This is a genomic window from Pseudocitrobacter sp. 73, assembly GCF_008369545.1.
GTDB lineage: Bacteria > Pseudomonadota > Gammaproteobacteria > Enterobacterales > Enterobacteriaceae > Pseudocitrobacter > Pseudocitrobacter vendiensis.
On the sequence record NZ_VTZO01000004.1, the window covers coordinates 238,077 to 258,703 of the forward strand.

12 protein-coding genes are annotated in these 20,627 nt (G+C 53.9%); 4 read left to right on the forward strand and 8 right to left on the reverse strand.

Going from position 1 to position 20,627, the window contains the following annotated elements; translation table 11 throughout:
- Positions 1 to 162: 162 nt before the first annotated feature.
- The 3 genes from glpC to glpA are packed head-to-tail and all read right to left on the reverse strand — an operon-like array spanning position 163 to position 4,224.
- Positions 163 to 1,356, reverse strand: coding sequence for an anaerobic glycerol-3-phosphate dehydrogenase subunit GlpC (gene glpC / locus F0Q32_RS03795; RefSeq protein ID WP_149462032.1), 1,194 nt, complete (start codon positions 1,354 to 1,356; stop codon positions 163 to 165).
- Positions 1,353 to 2,612, reverse strand: coding sequence for a glycerol-3-phosphate dehydrogenase subunit GlpB (glpB, locus tag F0Q32_RS03800; RefSeq protein WP_149462033.1), 1,260 nt, complete (start codon positions 2,610 to 2,612; stop codon positions 1,353 to 1,355). Before glpB ends, glpC begins: the two co-directional genes overlap by 4 nt.
- Positions 2,602 to 4,224 carry an anaerobic glycerol-3-phosphate dehydrogenase subunit A gene (gene glpA, locus F0Q32_RS03805; RefSeq protein ID WP_149462034.1) on the reverse strand — a complete coding sequence of 541 codons (1,623 nt, stop codon included), beginning with the start codon at positions 4,222 to 4,224 and terminating at the stop codon, positions 2,602 to 2,604. Before glpA ends, glpB begins: the two co-directional genes overlap by 11 nt.
- 212 nt (positions 4,225 to 4,436) lie before the next feature.
- Here glpA and inaA point away from each other — a divergent pair, with 212 nt between their 5' ends.
- Positions 4,437 to 5,087, forward strand: coding sequence for a lipopolysaccharide kinase InaA (gene inaA, locus F0Q32_RS03810; RefSeq protein ID WP_149462035.1), 651 nt, complete (start codon positions 4,437 to 4,439; stop codon positions 5,085 to 5,087).
- A 27-nt stretch (positions 5,088 to 5,114) separates the two neighbouring features.
- On the opposite strand, the gene yfaE is transcribed toward inaA, so the two are convergent.
- From yfaE to nrdA, 3 genes are all read right to left on the reverse strand, one after another.
- Entirely contained in the window at positions 5,115 to 5,369 is a 255-nt protein-coding gene (gene yfaE, locus F0Q32_RS03815) for a class I ribonucleotide reductase maintenance protein YfaE (RefSeq protein WP_015963680.1), read from the reverse strand.
- The gene (gene nrdB, locus F0Q32_RS03820; RefSeq protein WP_015963681.1) at positions 5,369 to 6,499 is read right to left on the reverse strand and encodes a class Ia ribonucleoside-diphosphate reductase subunit beta; all 1,131 of its coding nucleotides are present in this window, start codon (positions 6,497 to 6,499) and stop codon (positions 5,369 to 5,371) included. Before nrdB ends, yfaE begins: the two co-directional genes overlap by 1 nt.
- A gap of 123 nt (positions 6,500 to 6,622) precedes the next feature.
- Entirely contained in the window at positions 6,623 to 8,908 is a 2,286-nt protein-coding gene (nrdA, locus tag F0Q32_RS03825) for a class 1a ribonucleoside-diphosphate reductase subunit alpha (RefSeq protein WP_149462036.1), read from the reverse strand.
- A 689-nt stretch (positions 8,909 to 9,597) separates the two neighbouring features.
- Here nrdA and yfaL point away from each other — a divergent pair.
- A complete protein-coding gene (yfaL, locus tag F0Q32_RS03830) occupies positions 9,598 to 13,413 on the forward strand; it encodes an AIDA-I family autotransporter adhesin YfaL/EhaC (RefSeq protein ID WP_149462037.1) in 3,816 nt (1,271 codons plus the stop codon).
- Positions 13,414 to 13,442: 29 nt separating this feature from the next.
- Here the strand turns inward: yfaL and ubiG are convergent, their stop codons facing one another.
- Entirely contained in the window at positions 13,443 to 14,165 is a 723-nt protein-coding gene (gene ubiG / locus F0Q32_RS03835) for a bifunctional 2-polyprenyl-6-hydroxyphenol methylase/3-demethylubiquinol 3-O-methyltransferase UbiG (protein WP_149462038.1), read from the reverse strand.
- Between the two features lie 158 nt (positions 14,166 to 14,323).
- Here ubiG and gyrA point away from each other — a divergent pair, with 158 nt between their 5' ends.
- Entirely contained in the window at positions 14,324 to 16,960 is a 2,637-nt protein-coding gene (gene gyrA / locus F0Q32_RS03840; RefSeq protein ID WP_149462039.1) for a DNA topoisomerase (ATP-hydrolyzing) subunit A, read from the forward strand.
- A gap of 121 nt (positions 16,961 to 17,081) precedes the next feature.
- Complete coding sequence (gene rcsC / locus F0Q32_RS03845) at positions 17,082 to 19,931, forward strand: two-component system sensor histidine kinase RcsC (RefSeq protein WP_149462040.1); 2,850 nt, start codon at positions 17,082 to 17,084, stop codon at positions 19,929 to 19,931.
- Positions 19,932 to 19,976: 45 nt separating this feature from the next.
- On the opposite strand, the gene rcsB is transcribed toward rcsC, so the two are convergent.
- A complete protein-coding gene (gene rcsB / locus F0Q32_RS03850; protein WP_015963687.1) occupies positions 19,977 to 20,627 on the reverse strand; it encodes a response regulator transcription factor RcsB in 651 nt (216 codons plus the stop codon).

Genomic DNA, 20,627 nt, shown 5'->3' on the forward strand with positions numbered 1-20,627 from the left:
CGGATGCGGCTCCACCTTATCCGGCCTACAGATTTCGCATAAACCGGTAGGCCTGATAAGCGAAGCGCATCAGGCATTGTGCAGGTGGCATTGCCGGATGGCGGCTCCGCCTTATCCGGCCTACAGATTTCACATAAACCGGTATTGTGCAGGCGGAATTGCTTATGTCGATAGCGCTTGTGCCAGCAGCGTAATCGGATGTTCGCAGCGCTTGCTGGTTGACATCTCGATTTGCCATTTACAGGTTTCGCAGTCCGTTACCACAATATCTGCGCCGCTTTCCTCGATCTGGCGGAACAGCGGCGCGCCGACGGCCTGCGAGGTGGGGTAATTCTCCGACTTAAAGCCATAGGTGCCCGCAATGCCGCAGCACTGGGAATCGAGCACCGTAAGCTCCAGCCCTGGGATTTGCCGCAGCAGCTCCAGGGTGTAGAGCGTCCAGCCCATTTTCTCCATATGACACGGCGTGTGATATACCACCTTCAGCGGCAACGGTTTAAGCGGCAGCGTTTTCCCTTCGTCCAGTTTTCGCCACAGCCAGCGTGTAGCCAGGTCGATATGCTCGCGCAGGCCGCCGTTATCAACATTCAACAGATGCGGATATTCATCTCGCAGCGTAAATGTGCAGGTTGAGGACGTCGCGATAACGGGCAGCGATTTATCCTCAATGGCCTCGCGCAGTGACGCGACGTTGCTTTGCGCCTGCTTGCGCGCCTTATCGGTGAAACCGTTCGCAATCAACGGTACGCCACAACATTTCTCTTTACTCAACAACTGAACGCCCGTTCCCAGCGCATTCAGCACCTTAATTAAATCTTTGCCCAATTGAGGATGGTTGTAGTTGACGTAGCAGCCGTGGAAAAAGGCTACCTGCTCGGCAAACTGCGACTGCTCTTTTGCCACGCTGCGATACCAGCGGCGGAAGGTACCGAAGGAGTATTTCGGCAGCGTGCGGCGATGATCAATTTTTAGCGCCGCATCAAGCAGATGACGCACGGGTTTCAGCCCCGTCGCCGCATTCACCAGGGGGGCAAACGGCGTGGACATCTGCCCCATCAGGTCCGTATGGCTGAGTATGCGGTTACGCAGCGACGGGGTGGTGACGTCATAGCGCGCTCGGGCGCGCTGGATGATATCGCCAATTTTGACATCAGACGGGCACGCCACTTCGCAGCGTTTGCAGTTGATACAATATTTCAGCGCCTCATCATACAGTGCGCCGTCTTTCAGGCGGAGCCGTTCGCCGTCCGGGCCCGCTTGTTTCGGCCCAGGATAGCGCGGATTCACCCGACTGATTGGGCAAGCTGTCGTACAGGCAGTACATTTGATGCAATTCTCGAACTGGCCGCTACTCATGCTTCACCTCCTGTCAACAGGGTGATTTGCTGCGCGGCATGAAGCGCCGTCACCGCACACACACCGCCGCCGCAGCCCTGAGCGATGGCATCGCAGCCGCCCAGTACTGAACCAATCACAAACACATTTTCCAGTTGCTGGCCGGCAATGGCCGGGCGCAGCATCGCATCGGTCGCGACGCCAAACTGTTGCCATGGCTGAGAGTCAAAGACATCAGGGCGATACCATAATGCGCGGGTGGCCATCTGCATCACGTCAAGATTAAGCACCGGTTCGCGAATCGTATCTCGACTTGCGACTAACCCATTACTGAAGAAACTGCCGCTCGCCAGCACCACGTAGCGTGCACGTAGGGGAATGTCGGCGTGATTGCGCGTCCAGACGGCGGTGGCGTGTTGATTCTCCAGCGTCACCTTTTGCACTTCGTCGCCTGGCATCCAGACGCCGCCTGCGCGGATAAACTGCCGTTGAAGCTGTGCCTGCAAACGCATGCCGGGCACGGAGGGTGGCAGCGTAGGCAACAGATGTAGCGCACAGCTGAGCTTTGCGCAGAGCCAGTCGTACAGCTGGCTATCACTGGCGCCGAAACAGGCCGGAAGCCACAGGGCATCGTAACCCTCCGCCAGCGGAGCGAGCGCATCGTACAACGGTTGCCACTGTTCCGGCTGGTCCAGCAGGCGAGCGATGTTTGCCGCGCGGAATTCGCTGGCGTTTTCGCGCAGTACATCCAGCTGCGGCAGGTCGATTTCAACCGTATCGACGTCAAGACCCTGTTTGCGTAATGATTCGGTGGCAAGCGGAGCCTGAAAATCGAGAAACCCGGTTATTCCCACAACGCGGACTTTACTGGCTGCTGGCGGGAAGAGTGGTGTCTCGCGAGGACTGAGCCAGGCGCTGCGCAATAAACCCAGCGGGGTCACACGTTGATGTGTTTGCCCTGCGTCGCCCTGAAAGTCGATACCGCAATCGTTGAAAAGCGCTTGCGCCTGACGGGCGTATGACAGGACGTTTTCGCAACCCACTTTGTTGTAAGGATGCTCAGGGGCTAGCCGTGTTAATGCCTGCAAGCCGAGATGAATATCCTCGACCGGCTGCCCGTCGGGCAACATGCTAAGGAGATCCAGCGAACCCGAGGCGAAGTTCAGCGCACTTTGCCCGCGGCTGACAATGGCACAGCGCAAACCTTGTGACTGCAGCGTTAACCCGCACAGTAACCCGGCCAGACCGCCGCCGATGATAACCGTATCAAATTTCATCCTGATGCTCCTTTTGCAGCCCACACAGTCCCTGATAGACCCAGCGAGTCAGTTCGCTTTCGCGCAGCGCATCACCCCAGGCGATAGGCTGCACGCCTTTCCAGCGCTCATTGAGGAAATCTGAGAGCTGTTTTAGCGACTGGCTGGCATTGGTGGCGTGAAAACGGGGCAGCAGCCCCGCCGCGCGGCAGGCGCACAGTTCGCCCTGACAGGTACCCATGCCGACGCGGGTTCGGCGACGCAGATCGAGCAAATTGCGGACATTCAGGTTTTCTACCGCGTACTGTACTTCGCCTGCCGTCACGGCTTCGCATTCGCATACCAGGCTGCGATGCAGACGGTTGTCGCCGATCCAGCCCGGCGTGCGGTCACCGTGGCGATAAATCACGGAACCGCGCAGCGGCGCAGGCAACGAGATGATGCGCTGGAGTGTTTTCTCCTGGCTTTCCCGCGAGCCGGGGAGTGGGGTAGTGGCGGTGGTACACGATGTCGTGTTGCCCACTTTGCGACACACCGCATCGGTGGCCCATTCGGCCATCAGGCGATAGGTCATCAGTTTGCCGCCGGTGATGGTTATGAAACCTTCCATGCCGTCGCGCTCCGCGTGATCGAACAAGACTATGCCACGGCTGACGTTGCGCCCGGTCGGGTCATCATCGCAGGCAACTAACGGGCGTACGCCCGAGTATGCGCGCAGAATACGTGTGCTGCCCATGCGCGGCGCCAGTTTTTCGCCTTCGCGAATCAATGTATCGACTTCCTGCGCGGTAACGCGGTTGTCGTCAATTTCGTCGTAATCGATGTGCATGGAGGTGGTGCCAATCAGCGAAATGGTATCGCCTGGTACCAGAATGTCGGCATCCGCAGGCTTGCGGCAGCGGTTAATTACGTGCTGGTTGATACGGTGATCGAGAATGAGTAGGGACCCTTTGGCAGGGAACATACGGATGCTCAGATCGGCATATTCGGCGATGCGTTGCCCCCAGATCCCGGCGGCGTTGACCACCACCTGCGCACGGAGTTCTCGCGTTTCATGTATTTGATGATTGTGCAACCGCACGCCGCGCACGTTCGCGCCATCGCGAATAAGCCCGATGACTTCATGCCCGGTGAGGATGTCCGCACCGTGTTCGCGCGCATCCAGCATATTGGCTGCGGTAAGCCGGAAGGGATCAACGGTACCATCCGGGACTTTTACCGCGCCTGTCAGCGCCGGGTTAACGCCCGGTTCGATGCGTCGCGCTTCCTGTGGGTCAATCGCCTGCGCGTCAATACCGGCGCTGGCACAGGCATGTAAAAAGGTGGCCTGAAAGTCGAGGTTGTCTTCCGGCAGGGTGATAAACAGCCCGCCAGTGGGTTCGATACAGTGGCGGGCGATATGTTTCAGGATGCGGTTTTCGCTGATGCATTCCCGGGCCGATTCGCTATCGGTGACGGCATAGCGTGCGCCGCTGTGCAGCAGACCGTGGTTACGCCCGGTTGCGCCGGTGGCGATGTCGTGACGTTCAACCAGCACGACCCTGAGACCACGTAGCGCGCAGTCGCGGGCAATTCCCGCGCCGGTTGCGCCACCGCCGATGATGATCGCATCGTACTCCCCTGATTGCTGCATTCTCCTGCCCCTACATAACAATATCCTTGTCTTCAGTAAGCCATAATTTACAGGGAATTTGTTTGATGCTGCGCACATTCGAACTTATTGCTTTCGTTTTCGCGCATTTCACCTGTGAAAATGAGATGAACGGATAAACGCTAAGAGCTTTGACAAAGCTATTATATGATTAACTTTTGGTAATCTTTAAGCGTTAGCGGGCGAGGCAAGTAATGGCTGTATCAAATGGACTGGATGAATTTAATCAGTGGTGGGCAACAGAAGGCGACTGGGTTGAAGAGCCAAACTACCGCCGCAACGGGATGAGCGGCGTCCAGTGTGTTGAGCGTGATGGTAAAAAACTGTACGTGAAGCGCATGACGCAGCATCTGTTCCGTTCGGTTCGCTATCCGTTTGGTCGCCCAACCATTGTGCGTGAAATCGCGGTGATTAAAGATCTGGAAAAAGCGGGCGTTATCGTGCCGAAGATCGTTTACGGCAAAGCGATGAAAATTGATGGTGAGTGGCGCGCGTTGTTGGTCACCGAAGATATGAAAGGCTTTATCAGCATTGGTGACTGGTATCACCAGCATGCCGTTACGCCCTTCCCGGACGACGTGCGCGAAGCCATGCTGAAAGCCGTTGCTGTTGCCTTCAAAAAGATGCACAGCGTGAATCGTCAGCACGGTTGCTGCTACGTGCGTCATATCTATGTGAAAACCGAAGGGACGGTGGAAGCGGGTTTCCTCGACCTGGAGAAAAGCCGTCGTCGTCTGAGCCGCGAAAAAGCGATTAAACACGACTTTTCACAACTGGAAAAATATCTCGACCCGATTCCGAAAGCGGACTGGGAAAAGGTGAAAGCGTACTATTACGCGCTGTAATAAAATGGCCGCCCAAGGGGCGGCCATTTACATTTCTATCTCAATATCACCCTTCGCCCGGCAACAGCAGGGCAAAATTTCCCCTGGCTGGATGAACGCCAGCGGTTCCGTCAGCCAGTCGACCTGGCCTGCAACCAGACGCGTGCGGCATGAACCGCAGTAGCCTTCACGGCACTGATACTCAACTTCAACGTTATGGGATTCCAGCGCGGCCAGCAGGGAAGGGTGTTCATCCTGGCACAACAACTGTGTGCCAGAGATGCGAAGGATAACGCGGCTCATCAGAGCTGGAAATCACTCAGGTCGTCGGTGTTGACTTCAGAATCTATCTGACCGACCAGGTAAGAACTGACTTCCACTTCCTGCGGTGCAACCTGTACGTTATCGGACACCAGCCAGGTGTTGATCCACGGGATTGGGTTAGAGCGCGTCTGGAATGGCAAATCTAAACCTACCGCCTGCATGCGGATGTTGGTGATGTATTCCACGTACTGGCAAAGAATGTCTTTGTTCAGGCCGATCATCGAACCGTCGCGGAACAGGTAATCTGCCCACTCTTTTTCCTGAAGGGCTGCTTGTACAAACAGGTCATAGCACTCCTGTTTGCACTCTTCGGCGATTTCAGCCATTTCCGGATCATCGACGCCGCTGCGCAGCAAATTCAGCATATGCTGAGTGCCGGTCAGGTGCAGCGCTTCATCGCGGGCGATCAGGCGAATGATTTTGGCGTTGCCTTCCATTAGCTCACGTTCTGCGAACGCGAAGGAGCAGGCGAAGCTGACGTAGAAGCGAATGGCCTCCAGCGCGTTAACACTCATCAGGCACAGGTAGAGCTTTTTCTTCAGTTCGCGCAGGCTGACGGTGACGGTTTTACCGTTCACAGAATGCGTGCCTTCGCCCAGCAGATGCCAGTAGCTGGTCATCTCGATCAGTTCGTCGTAATAGCTGGAAATGCCTTCCGCGCGTTTCTGAATCTGCTCGTTGGTCACAATATCATCAAACACAATCGCCGGGTCGTTGACGATATTACGGATGATATGAGTGTAAGAGCGGGAGTGGATGGTTTCAGAAAACGCCCAGGTTTCTACCCAGGTTTCCAGTTCCGGAATAGAAATCAGTGGCAGCAGCGCGACGTTCGGGCTACGGCCCTGAATGGAGTCGAGCAGGGTCTGATATTTCAGATTGCTGATGAAGATGTGTTTTTCGTGTTCCGGCAGCGCCTGGTAATCGATACGGTCGCGAGAAACGTCAACTTCTTCCGGACGCCAGAAGAAGGAGAGCTGCTTTTCAATCAGCTTTTCAAAGATGTCGTATTTTTGCTGATCGTAGCGGGCCACGTTGACCGGTTGGCCGAAGAACATCGGCTCTTTGAGTTGGTCATTTTTCGTCTGTGAAAAGGTGGTATATGCCATGAATGTGTCCTGTGGTTTTAATGCCCCCTCACCCTAACCCTCTCCCGGAGGGAGAGGGAATGGCTCGGTGCGCTTTTCACCCTCTCCCTCCGGGAGAGGGCCGGGGTGAGGGGAATATCATTATCAGATCTTGCACGCGCCGCTTTCGCAGCCATCGTCCTGAATAGACGGCACCAGGTCATCCTGTGCATCTTCAGCCCCGTCGCGGGTGTTCTGATAATACAGGGTTTTCACGCCAAATTTATAGGCGGTGAGCAGGTCTTTCAGTAACTGCTGCATCGGCACTTTTCCTGACGGGAAGCGTGACGGGTCGTAGTTGGTGTTCGCAGAAATCGACTGATCGATAAATTTCTGCATGATGCCCACCAGTTGCAGATAGCCGTCGTTGTTCGGCATATCCCACAGCAGTTCATACGCGTCGTGCAGGTGTTCGTAGTCCGGCACAACCTGACGCAGGATACCGTCTTTCGACGCTTTAATGCTGACGTAGCCACGCGGCGGCTCGATACCGTTGGTCGCGTTGGAGATCTGCGACGATGTCTCGGATGGCATCAGGGCAGAAAGCGTAGAGTTACGCAGGCCATGCGTCTTAATCGACTCACGAAGCGCTTCCCAGTTCAGGTGCAGCGGCTCGCTGGTGATTGCATCCAGGTCTTTCTTATAGGTATCGATCGGCAGAATACCTTTGGCGTAAGTGGTTTCGTTGAACCACGGGCACGCGCCCTGTTCGATAGCCAGCTCGTTAGAGGCTTTCAACAGGTAGTACTGAATGGCTTCGAAGGTTTCGTGCGTCAGGTTATTGGCGCTGCCGTCGGAGTAACGTTTACCGTTTTTCGCCAGCCAGTATGCAAAGTTGATGACGCCAATACCCAGCGTACGACGTCCCATCGCGCCGCGTTTGGCAGCCAGAATCGGGTAGTCCTGATAATCAAGCAGCGCATCCAGCGCACGCACCGCCAGTACGGCAAGTTCTTCCAGCTCGCTCAGATCCTTAATCGCACCCAGGTTGAATGCAGAAAGCGTACAGAGAGCGATTTCACCGTTTTCGTCGTTAACGTCGTTCAGCGGTTTGGTCGGCAGCGCGATTTCCAGGCACAGGTTAGACTGGCGCACCGGCGCAATCGCCGGGTCAAACGGGCTGTGGGTGTTGCAGTGGTCAACGTTCTGAATATAGATACGGCCGGTAGAAGCACGTTCCTGCATCATCAGCGAGAACAGCTCAACCGCTTTCACGCGTTGTTTGCGGATGCTGTCGTCGTTTTCATACTGCACGTACAGGCGCTCGAACTCGTCCTGATCGGCGAAGAACGCATCATACAGACCTGGGACGTCAGACGGGCTGAACAGCGTGATGTCGCCGCCTTTCAACAGACGGGTGTACATCAGTTTGTTGATCTGTACGCCGTAGTCCATATGACGCACGCGGTTGCCTTCGACGCCACGGTTGTTTTTCAACACCAGCAGGCTTTCCACTTCCAGATGCCACATTGGGTAGAACAGCGTTGCCGCACCGCCGCGCACGCCGCCCTGAGAGCAGGATTTTACTGCCGTCTGGAAGTGTTTGTAGAACGGGATACAGCCAGTGTGGAAGGCCTCGCCGCCACGAATCGGGCTACCCAGCGCACGGATACGACCGGCGTTGATACCGATACCGGCACGTTGGGAAACGTATTTCACAATCGCGCTGGAGGTGGCGTTGATGGAATCCAGGCTGTCGCCGCACTCGATCAGTACGCAGGAGCTGAACTGGCGAGTCGGGGTACGCACGCCGGACATAATCGGTGTCGGCAGCGAGATTTTGAACGTGGAGACCGCATCATAGAAGCGTTTCACATAGCTCAAGCGGGTGTCGCGCGGATAGTTTGAGAACAGGCACGCGGCAACCAGAATATAAAGGAACTGCGCGCTCTCGTAGATTTCACCGGTCACGCGGTTCTGTACCAGGTATTTGCCTTCCAGCTGTTTGACGGCAGCGTAAGAGAAGGTCATGTCACGGTCGTGAACAATGAACGAGTCCATCTGCTTGAACTCTTCTTCCGTATAGTCTTCCAGCAGATGATTGTCGTATTTACCCAATTCAACCATTTTCAGTACGTGGTCGAACAGCTTCGGCGGCTCAAACTGGCCGTAGGCTTTTTTACGCAGGTGGAAAATGGCCAGACGCGCGGCCAGGTACTGGTAATCCGGTGCGTCGCGGGAGATCAGATCGGCTGCGGCTTTAATGATGGTTTCATGGATGTCGGAGGTTTTGATCCCGTCATAGAACTGGATGTGAGAACGCAGTTCAACCTGAGAGATAGAGACGTTTTCCAGACCTTCAGCCGCCCAGTCGAGCACGCGATGGAGCTTGTCCAGGTTGATGCGCTCAGTACGGCCATCACGCTTAGTCACCAGCAGACTCTGATTCATGTATGTAGTACCTGTTTGAGTTATCTCCGCAATAGTGCCACCTGAACAACCTGTAGTGAGGTACGTCACAGCGAACACTATATATAGGGGGTGTGTTTACGATTTACTGCAAGATAGTGTGAAAATGGGTCGCTTGCAAGTGCATAACATTGTGGATAAGTCAGGGGGAGAAAACGGGCTCCGGCGCAACTTAGGTCACACAAGGTGTTCAGGAAAGTCAATGGGAAGAGAAAAATTTGTTAAAAATATCTGTTCGTTGATTTCTTGAACGCCTGAATAACACCGCTTATTGATCCAGTCGATTTACTGCCTGTTCATTATGCATTACTAAAATTGATTTTTAACCTGTTTTTGATGCAAAAAAGTGACGCTCATTGCAGTTGTTCATAATATGAACGTATGTAACCGTGTGTTATTTTTCATCAGCCGTTTACTTAAACAGCAAATGTTAACAAGATGTTTATCATGTTTGGCTGTCGGTACAAAAGAAATCTGCACATTAAAATTGCATATATTATTTTCGACTTTTGCGCTCTCCGGTGTAGATTTGCTTAATTTCTTTTTAAATATAATTAAATGCGGCGCGGTAATTCTTATTGTAGTCGTTATTATTTTTACAAATCTTTGTTTCGCTTATTTGTGAGTCCGATTTTAAATGAATTTCTGTATTGACCCATCGGTTTTGGATTATGCGAAATAAAAAAAGGCGAGTTTTTAGAAGGAAAGGATACCTGCTGATACTGCCCCCTGTGCTGGCCTGGCCAGTGATACAGGCGCAGGCGGTACAGACATGCCAGGGAGACCAGGTCATCACCAGTTGTCAGACCAGCCGCCAGAGTCTCTCTGGGGGTAATGCGAACTGGCGCGTAGCCGATGACCAATGGCTCATCTTCGAGGGTGCGAATGAAAACACCAGCGGCGGGGCGGTTTTCCTTGCCGGAGGGGCGAGCTTCAGCGCCGCACCGGAAAATAATAATGGAATGACGCTCTTTGCCAACAACCATGTGAGCGGAGAATATAATAATGGTGGGGCGATTTTCGCTAAAGAAAACACGACGATTAATCTTGACCACGTAATCTTCAGTAATAATATTGCGGGCGGTTATGGCGGGGCTATCTATTCCGGGGGCACGAACGATAGCGGTGATGCGGATCTCATTGCCACAAATACGTTCTTCACCGGGAATATTGCCAACGATGGCAAAGGTGGGGCAATTTATTCTATTAATAACAGCAACTATTTTAGCGATGATGTATTTGATAATAATCAGGCCTATACATCAACCACTTATAGTGATGGCGATGGTGGTGCGCTGGATGTCACGGATAATGAAAGTGATAAATCGCATTTTTCTGGTGTAACTGTCATTAATAATTCCCGCTTTACCAATAATGTGGCGGAAGGAGAAGGTGGCGCAATTTATACTAACAGTGTAAGTGCTCCTTATCTTATTGATATTTCTCTTGATGAAAGTTATGACCAAAATGGCGGTGTGCTGGTTAATGATAACAACAGCGCGCAGGGTTATAGCGGGAGCACATCGGCAGCGGCAGGCGGTTTTATGTATACCGGTCATAGCGCCGTGGAATTTGATATTGCAGCCAATAAGACCATGGTGATTGGCGATATCGATAATGATGGCGCCATTGACTCTATTTCCGGGAACGGGCTTGTTGTTAAAGAGGGGGCGGGAGAACTGGTACTGAATGCCGACAATAATAATTATACCGGCCAAATGGCCATTCAAAATGGCGAGGTAACGCTTGGACGGAGTAATTCGATGATGAATGTGGGCGACTCACATTGCCAGGATGACCCGCAAAACTGTTACGGGTTAAAAGTGGGCAGTCTCCTGCATCAACAGAATCAGGCTGAATTGAATGTGGGAGATACCCAGCAAACTTTCGTGCACTCCCTTACGGGCTTTGAAAACGGAGTACTTAATATTGATGCCGGAGGTAATGTTACCGTCAACAGCGGTATGTTTGCCGGTACGATTCAGGGCGCGGGCCAGTTAACTGTCGCGCAAAACGGAAGTTATACGCTGGCTGGCGCCCAATCGATGGCCTTAACCGGTGATGTGGTGGTGGAGAATGATGCCGTGCTCTCCCTTGTGGGAAATCAAAATGATTTGCAGGCAATGCAGGCCAATCCGCAAGCGATTGTGTTAAACGGTGGCGTCCTGGATCTTTCTGATTTTACAACCTGGAACGGAAATGACGCCCCCGATGATGGCCTTGAAGTCAGCGGAAGCGGGGGGACAGTGATTGGTCGAAATGATGTCGTTGATATCAATGGCGGGGATAATATTCATATTGGTGGCGATGAGGGCGCTGATGACGGCGTCTACGTGGTAATAGAGGCTGGCGACAAACGTGTCACTCTGGCGAATGACAATACCTATCTGGGAAATACGCAAATTGCCTCGGGCATCCTTGAGGTCAGCGATAACACCCAACTGGGCAATACCGATTACAACCGCTCACTGATTTTTACCAACCCTCAGCAGCACAGCGAAATGGACGTCACCGCCGATGTCGATACTCGTTCAGCAACCGCGGGTCACGCAAGAAATATCGAAATGCGCGCCGATGGTGAAGTCCGGGTGGAAGACGGTGTGGATACCCAGTGGGGCGGGTTGATGGCCGACAGTACGGGCGCACACCAGGATAGCACCAGCACGTTCACCAAAACCGGCACTGGGACACTTGAACTGACTGCCAGCGGTACGGCGACGTCGGCGGTGCGGGTGGAAGACGGAACGCTGAAAGGCGATGCGGTAGACATCATTCCCTATGCGTCCTCACTGTGGGTCGGTGAGGGCGCAACCTTTGAAACCGGGAGGGATCAGGATGTGCAATCCATTGACACGACTTCCTCCGGTAGCGTCGATATTACCGACGGTACCGTGCTTCGCCTTACCGATCAGGATACTGCCAGCGCGTTAGATGCCTCGATATTTAGCGGTACGGGGACGCTGGTGAATGCCACTGACGGCGTAACGCTGAGCGGTACGTTAAACACTAATCTTCAGACCGACAGCGTCACCAACCTGGCTGGAGTGACTGTGGACGGCAATCTGACCAATACCTCTGGCACCATCAGCATGGCGAACGGTACGGCGGGCGATACGCTGACGGTCAACGGTGATTATATCGGCGGCGGCACGCTGGAGATGGACAGCGAACTGGATGGCGATGAGTCAGCCAGCGATATGCTGGTGCTTAACGGTAATACCTCCGGCAGCACGACGGTGGTCATTGACCCCATTTCAGGGATTGGTCAACCGACCGCTACTGGCATTAAAGTTGTTGATTTTGCCGCTGACCCTGGCAGCTACCAGAACGAGGCGCAGTTTAACCTGGCAGGAAACGGCTATATCAATATGGGGGCATATGACTACACCCTCGTTGAAGATAACAATGACTGGTATCTGCGTTCACAGGAAATTGTGCCACCGGCTCCCCCTGCCCCTCCTGTGCCTCCAGCACCTCCAGTACCACCCACGCCGCCCGCACCTCCGGCTCCTCCGTTGCCTCCCGAACCGGATCCAACACCTGATCCAACGCCGGACCCTTCTCCTGCGTTCCAGCCTGTGCTCAATGCCAAAATGGGTGGGTATCTGAACAACCTGCGCGCGGCCAACCAGGCATTTATGATGGAACGCCGCGATCATGCGGGTGCGAACGGGCAACCGCTTTATCTGCGGGTCGTGGGGGGACGCAATAATTACACTGCCGCAGGCCAACTGGCGCAGCATGAAGATTTTTCCACCGTGCAACTGAGTGGCACTCTCATGACGCGAAAGGTCGGTGATGATGGAGAGTGGTTGCTGGGTGTCGTAGGGAGCTACAGTGATAATCAGGGCGACAGCCGTTCAAAGGTAACCGATACCCGGGCCGACAATAGCAACCACGGCTATGGCGTAGGTATCACCTCGACATGGTATCAGCATGGCCGCGACCAGCAAGGGGCCTGGCTGGATAGCTGGCTTCAATACGCGTGGTTTGATAATCAGGTATCCGAGCCACAGGCGGGGGAGGACAGCTATCACAGCAAAGGCGTGCTGGCCTCGCTGGAAGGCGGCTATCAATGGAAATTACGTGGAGGGACAATGCTGGAGCCACAGGTGCAGGTTACCTATCAGGGCGTTAAGCAGGATGATTTCACCGCATCGAATCATTCCTGGGTTAAGCAACAGCAGGATGATGATATGCAGATGCGGTTGGGTTTACACAGCGAATGGCATGTACAGCCGGACAATGCGATGCACCTGACTCCGACGCTGGACCTGAATTATATTCGGGAGCCACATGGCATCACGCTTGATGAAGATGGCAGTGAAATTACCGATAACGCCGGGGATAAGCGTGGCGAGATAAAAATGGGTATTCAGGCTCAACTCAGCCAGCGCGTGTCGCTGCGTGCCAATGTAGCATGGCAAAAGGGTACGCAGGATTTCTCACAGACGGTGGGGTATCTTTCGTTAACGGCGAAATGGTAAAAAGCCCGCGCGCAGGCGCGGGCAGACAACTATTTATTTTTGGTATGCACCATGTAATTTACATCGACGCCCGGAGCCAGCTTAAAGGTGTTGGTCAGCGGGTTGTAATGCAGGCCAATCATATGCTGCTCGCGCAGGCCGGTTTCATCGACCCAGCTCAGCAGTTCGGCGGGCTTGATAAACTTTTTAATATCATGCGTCCCTTTCGGCACCATTTTCAGAATGTATTCCGCGCCGATCACCGCCATCAGCCAGGATTTGCTGTTGCGGTTCAGGGTGGAGAAGAAAACATGGCCGCCCGGTTTCACCAGTTGCGCACAGGCTTTTACGACCGACTGCGGGTCCGGCACGTGTTCCAGCATTTCCATGCAGGTGACGACGTCATACTGCTGTGCATGTTTCGCCGCGTGTTCTTCTACGGTTTCCTGCACGTAATCGACGTGAATCCCTGATTCCAGCGAGTGCAAACGCGCCACTTGTAACGGTTCGAAGCCCATATCCAGGCCGGTGACTTCCGCTCCCTCGCGCGCCATGCTCTCGGCGAGTATGCCGCCACCGCAGCCAACATCCAGCACTTTCTTGCCGAAAAGGCCGTCAGCGCGTTCGGCGATATAGCCCAGACGCAGCGGGTTGATCCGATGCAGCGGTTTAAACTCGCCTTCCAGATCCCACCAGCGCGAAGCCACGGCTTCAAATTTGGCGATCTCATCATGGTCAACGTTGGGCGCTAACGTGTTTTTTTCGGCGTTCATGGGCACTCCTGGTCCTTATTTCATTATTACCGCGAGTATATCAGCACAACGATGCGAATAAAGCTCTGGCAGAACGCTATAGGTTTACCTGTCTTTACGCGGTTGTGTTATAATTTGCGACCTTTGAATCCGGGATACAGTAGAGGGATAGCGGTTAGATGAGCGACCTTGCGAGAGAAATTACACCGGTCAACATTGAGGAAGAGCTGAAGAGCTCCTATCTGGATTACGCGATGTCGGTCATTGTTGGCCGTGCGCTGCCAGATGTCCGAGATGGCCTGAAGCCGGTACACCGTCGCGTACTTTACGCCATGAACGTATTGGGCAATGACTGGAACAAAGCCTACAAAAAATCTGCCCGTGTCGTTGGTGACGTAATCGGTAAATACCATCCCCATGGTGATTCCGCGGTGTATGACACCATCGTCCGTATGGCGCAGCCATTTTCACTGCGTTACATGCTGGTTGACGGCCAGGGTAACTTCGGTTCTATCGACGGTGACTCCGCGGCGGCAATGCGTTATACGGAAATCCGTCTGGCGAAAATTGCCCATGAGCTGATGGCCGATCTCGAAAAAGAGACGGTAGACTTCGTGGATAACTATGACGGCACGGAAAAAATTCCGGACGTCATGCCAACTAAAATCCCTAACCTGCTGGTGAACGGTTCTTCCGGTATCGCAGTCGGTATGGCGACGAACATTCCGCCGCACAACCTGACGGAAGTGATCAACGGCTGTCTGGCCTATATCGATGATGAAGACATCAGCATTGAAGGGCTGATGGAACACATCCCGGGGCCGGACTTCCCTACAGCGGCCATCATTAATGGTCGTCGTGGTATTGAAGAAGCCTATCGTACCGGTCGTGGCAAAATTTACATTCGCGCCCGCGCGGAAGTGGAAACGGACGTGAAGTCTGGCCGCGAAACCATCATCGTGCATGAAATTCCGTATCAGGTGAACAAAGCGCGCCTGATCGAGAAAATCGCCGAGCTGGTGAAAGATAAACGCGTAGAAGGCATCAGCGCGCTGCGTGACGAGTCTGATAAAGACGGTATGCGCATCGTGATTGAAGTGAAACGCGATGCGGTGGGCGAAGTGGTTCTCAACAACCTCTACTCCCAGACCCAGCTACAGGTTTCCTTCGGTATCAACATGGTGGCACTGCACCATGGCCAGCCGAAGATCATGAACCTGAAAGATATTCTTTCCGCGTTCGTACGTCACCGTCGTGAAGTCGTGACCCGTCGTACCATTTTCGAACTGCGTAAAGCGCGTGACCGTGCGCACATCCTCGAAGCGCTGGCTGTTGCGCTGGCGAACATCGACCCGATCATTGAACTGATCCGTCGTGCGCCGACCCCTGCTGAAGCAAAAGCAGGCCTGGTCGCACAGCCGTGGGCTCTGGGCAACGTTGCCGCCATGCTGGAACGTGCGGGTGATGACGCGGCGCGTCCTGAGTGGCTGGAGCCGGAATTCGGCGTACGTGACGGTAAATACTACCTGACCGAACAGCAGGCGCAGGCTATTCTGGATCTGCGTCTGCAGAAACTGACCGGCCTGGAGCATGAAAAACTGCTCGACGAATACAAAGAGCTGCTGGAACAGATCGCCGAACTGCTGCACATTCTGGGCAGCGCCGATCGTCTGATGGAAGTGATCCGCGAAGAGCTGGAGCTGGTGCGTGAGCAGTTTGGCGACAACCGTCGCACTGAAATCACCGCTAACACCGCAGACATCAACATCGAAGATCTGATCAGCCAGGAAGATGTTGTCGTCACCCTGTCTCACCAGGGTTACGTCAAATATCAGCCTCTTACCGATTACGAAGCGCAGCGTCGTGGCGGTAAAGGCAAATCAGCAGCCCGTATTAAAGAAGAAGACTTTATCGACCGCCTGCTGGTGGCCAATACCCATGACACGATCCTCTGCTTCTCCAGCCGTGGTCGTCTGTACTGGATGAAGGTTTATCAGTTGCCGGAAGCCAGCCGTGGCGCGCGTGGCCGTCCGATTGTCAACCTGCTGCCGCTGGAAGCCGACGAACGTATCACTGCCATTCTGCCGGTACGCGAGTACGAAGAGGGCGTAAACGTCTTTATGGCGACCGCCAGCGGTACCGTGAAGAAAACGGCGCTGACCGAATTCAGCCGTCCGCGTTCTGCCGGTATCATCGCCGTGAACCTGAACGAAGGCGATGAGCTGATTGGCGTTGACCTGACGTCCGGTTCTGATGAAGTTATGTTGTTCTCAGCAGCCGGTAAAGTAGTGCGCTTCAAAGAAGACGCCGTCCGCGCCATGGGTCGTACGGCAACCGGTGTACGCGGCATTAAACTGGCAGGTGAGGACAAAGTTGTTTCCCTGATCATTCCACGTGGCGAAGGCGCAATCCTGACCGTCACCCAGAACGGTTACGGTAAACGTACTGCGGCGGAAGAGTATCCGACTAAGTCACGTGCGACACAGGGCGTTATCTCGATCAAAGTGACCGAGCGTAATGGTTCCGTTGTGGGCGCGGTGCAGGTTGACGATTGCGATCAGATCATGATGATCACCGATGCCGGTACGCTGGTGCGTACGCGTGTTTCCGAAGTGAGCATCGTCGGTCGTAACACCCAGGGCGTTATCCTCATCCGTACCGCGGAAGATGAAAACGTTGTGGGTCTGCAACGTGTGGCTGAACCGGTTGATGACGAAGAACTCGACGCCATCGATGGCAGCGCCGCAGAAGGTGACGATGAAATCGCACCGGAAACGGACACCGATGACGACGTAGCGGATGACGCTGACGAGTAAATCGTGAGACGTAACAATAAAGGCCGGTTATAAACCGGCCTTTTTTCTGCGTTGCGGCAAATGGGTTTTCCCGTTACCTTAACCACATCCTGTTAGCCTTTGATGGCGGAGTTTCGCCCCTTTGAAATATCTTGTCTCCTTTCGCACGACGCTTAAAGTCTCACGCTACCTGTTCCGGGCCCTGGCGCTGCTACTCTGGTTGCTGATTGCCCTCGCGTCGGTTTTCTATATCGTGAATGCCTTGCATCAGAAAGAGTCAGAGATACGTCAGGAATTTAACCTGAGTTCCGATCAGGCGCAGCGCTATATCCAGCGTACGTCGGATGTCATCAAAGAACTGAAGTACATTGCCGAGAACCGTCTTACGGCAACGAACGGCGTGCTGCCTCCCGCGTCGATAAAAGAGAATACTGAAGTCCCGGACTTCGAGCCTCTGTTTGCCGATTCCGATTGTTCCGCGCTGGACGATGCGTGGCGCGGCTCGCTGGAGTCGCTTGCCTGGTTCCTGCGCTACTGGCGTGACAATTTCTCCGCTGCCTACGACCTCAACCGCGTCTTTTTAATTGGCAGTGAAAACCTGTGCATGGCGAACTTTGGCCTGCGGGATATGCCGATTGAACGTAATCAGGCGCTGAAAACCCTGCACGATCGCATCGTGAAGTATCGTAGTGCGCCGCAGGATGAGAGCGGCAGCAACCTGTTCTGGATAAGCCAGGGCCCGCGGCCGGGCGTCGGCTATTTCTATGCCTTAACGCCGGTGTATCTGGCAAACCGTTTGCAGGCGCTGCTGGGCGTTGAACAAACCATCCGCATGGAAAACTTCTTCACGCCGGGAAGTTTACCGATTGGCGTGACTATTCTTGATGAAAACGGCGATTCGCTGATTTCGCTCACCGGGCCGGACAGCAAATTGCGCATCGATCAGCGCTGGATGCAGGAGCGCGCGTGGTTTGGCTACAGCAGCGGCTTTCGCGAGCTGGTGCTGAAAAAGAATCTGCCGCCATCGTCGCTCAGCATTGTTTATTCCGTACCGGTTGATTTAGTGCTTGAGCGCATCCGCATGCTGATTCTCAACGCCGTACTGCTCAACATCCTGACCGGGGTAGGGCTGTTCACGATGGCGAGAATGTACGAGCGGCGGATATTTATTCCTGCCGAGTCAGACGCCCAGCGTCTGGAAGAGCATGAGCAGTTCAACCGTAAAATCGTCGCCTCTGCGCCGGTCGGGATTTGTATTCTGCGTACTCAGGATGGCACCAATATTCTGAGTAACGAACTGGCGCATAACTATTTGAATATGCTGACGCACGAAGACCGGCAGCGCTTAACACAGATTATCTGCGGTCAGCAGTTTAACTTTGTCGATGTGCTCACCAGTAACAATACCAACCTGCAAATCAGTTTTGTGCATTCGCGATATCGCAATGAAAACGTGGCGATTTGTGTGCTGGTAGATGTCAGCTCGCGCGTCAAAATGGAAGAGTCATTACAGGAAATGGCGCAGGCGGCAGAACAGGCCAGCCAGTCGAAATCGATGTTCCTCGCCACCGTCAGCCACGAACTGCGCACGCCGCTGTACGGCATCATCGGTAACCTTGATTTGTTGCAAACCAAAGAGTTGCCGAAAGGCGTCGGGCGTCTGGTGACGGCGATGAACAACTCCTCTGGCCTGCTGCTGAAAATCATCAGCGACATTCTCGACTTCTCGAAAATTGAATCTGAACAGCTGAAAATCGAGCCGCGCGAGTTCTCGCCGAAAGAGGTGATGAATCACATTACCGCCAACTATCTGCCGCTGGTCGTGCGTAAACGGGTCGGAATGTACTGCTTTATCGAGCCCAACGTGCCGCCGCAGATGCTTGGCGATCCGATGCGCTTGCAGCAGGTTATCTCCAATATCCTGAGCAATGCTATTAAGTTCACCGATATTGGCTGCATTATTTTGCATCTTAAGCGTGAAGGCGATTACCTGAGTATCAGTATCCGTGATACCGGCGTGGGTATTCCGGCGAAAGAGGTGGTACGCCTGTTCGACCCGTTCTTCCAGGTAGGAACGGGCGTGCAGCGCAACTTCCAGGGCACCGGGCTGGGGCTGGCGATTTGTGAGAAGCTCATCAACATGATGGACGGTGATATTGCCGTTGATACTGAACCGGGCATGGGGAGCCAGTTTACGGTACGTATACCGTTGTATGGCGCGCAGGCTGCCACGCCGCTGGTGATTGACGCGCTGGCGCAAAAACGCTGTTGGCTGGCGATTCGCAACGAATCTCTGTATCAGTTTATTGAAACGCTGCTGACCTGGCACGGCGTGGATGTTCAGCGCTACGAGGGCGAGGAACCGACGCCGGATGATTTGCTGATAACAGACGATGACCTGGAAAAACCATGGACGGGCAGGGCGGTAGTAATCTTCTGCCGTCGCCATATCGGTATTCCTCTCGAACGAGCACCGGGTGAATGGGTGCACAGCATTGTTTCGCCGCACGAGTTAATGACCCTGCTGGGGCGTATTTATCGTATTAAAGTGGGTAATGCGGATCACGCAGAGTTGTCATCGGCGCATGATGTGTCTGCCGACAGTAACGACGATATGATGATCCTCGTGGTGGACGATCACCCGATCAACCGTCGTCTGTTGGCGGATCAACTGGGTACGCTGGGTTATCAGTGTATGACAGCGAATGACGGTGTTGATGCGCTCAATGTGCTGAGCAAAAATCATATTGATATTGTGCTGAGCGACGTCAACATGCCAAATATGGATGGCTATCGTTTAACGCAGCGTATCCGTCAGCTTGGCCTGACGCTACCGGTTGTCGGTGTGACTGCCAACGCGCTGGCGGAAGAGAAACAGCGCTGTCTGGAGTCAGGGATGGATAGCTGCCTGTCAAAACCGGTGACGCTGGATGTGCTGAAGCAAACACTGGCGGTCTATGCGGCGCGGGTGAGAAAAACGCGGGAATCATAAGATAAAAAAATCCCCCGGCTGGCCGGGGGATTCATTCTTAGAGTATTACTCTTTATCTGTCGGGGAAAGCGTGACAGAAGAGAGATAGTTCAACAGCGCAATATCGTTTTCCACACCCAGTTTCATCATCGCTGATTTCTTCTGGCTACTGATGGTCTTGATACTGCGGTTCAGTTTCTTGGCAATCTCGGTTACCAGGAAGCCTTCTGCAAACAGGCGCAATACTTCGCTCTCTTTGGGTGACAAACGTTTGTCGCCATAACCGCCCGCACTGATTTTCTCCAGCAGGCGAGAGACGCTTTCCGGGGTGAATTTCTTCCCTTTTTGCAACGCGGCCAGCGCTTTTGGCAGGTCGGTCGGCGCACCCTGTTTCAGGACAATACCTTCGATATCCAGATCCAGCACGGCGCTCAGAATCGCCGGGTTGTTATTCATGGTCAGGACGATAATGGAAATACCCGGGAAATGACGCTTAATGTATTTGATAAGCGTGATCCCATCGCCATATTTGTCGCCCGGCATGGAAAGGTCGGTGATCAGGACGTGTGCATCCAGTTTCGGTAAATTGTTAATCAGCGCGGTGGAGTCTTCAAATTCGCCGACAACATTGACCCATTCGATTTGTTCCAGTGATTTACGAATACCAAACAGAACTATCGGATGATCATCGGCAATAATTACGTTCATATTGTTCAT

Excerpts from the sequence above, each read along its gene's own strand:
- glpC (WP_149462032.1), bottom strand. The coding sequence starts at position 1,356 with ATGAGTAGCGGCCAGTTCGAGAATTGCATCAAATGTACTGCCTGTACG.
- glpB (WP_149462033.1), bottom strand. The coding sequence starts at position 2,612 with ATGAAATTTGATACGGTTATCATCGGCGGCGGTCTGGCCGGGTTACTG.
- glpA (WP_149462034.1), bottom strand. The coding sequence starts at position 4,224 with ATGCAGCAATCAGGGGAGTACGATGCGATCATCATCGGCGGTGGCGCA.
- inaA (WP_149462035.1), top strand. The coding sequence starts at position 4,437 with ATGGCTGTATCAAATGGACTGGATGAATTTAATCAGTGGTGGGCAACA.
- yfaE (WP_015963680.1), bottom strand. The coding sequence starts at position 5,369 with ATGAGCCGCGTTATCCTTCGCATCTCTGGCACACAGTTGTTGTGCCAG.
- nrdB (WP_015963681.1), bottom strand. The coding sequence starts at position 6,499 with ATGGCATATACCACCTTTTCACAGACGAAAAATGACCAACTCAAAGAG.
- nrdA (WP_149462036.1), bottom strand. The coding sequence starts at position 8,908 with ATGAATCAGAGTCTGCTGGTGACTAAGCGTGATGGCCGTACTGAGCGC.
- yfaL (WP_149462037.1), top strand. The coding sequence starts at position 9,598 with ATGCGAAATAAAAAAAGGCGAGTTTTTAGAAGGAAAGGATACCTGCTG.
- ubiG (WP_149462038.1), bottom strand. The coding sequence starts at position 14,165 with ATGAACGCCGAAAAAAACACGTTAGCGCCCAACGTTGACCATGATGAG.
- gyrA (WP_149462039.1), top strand. The coding sequence starts at position 14,324 with ATGAGCGACCTTGCGAGAGAAATTACACCGGTCAACATTGAGGAAGAG.
- rcsB (WP_015963687.1), bottom strand. The coding sequence starts at position 20,627 with ATGAACAATATGAACGTAATTATTGCCGATGATCATCCGATAGTTCTG.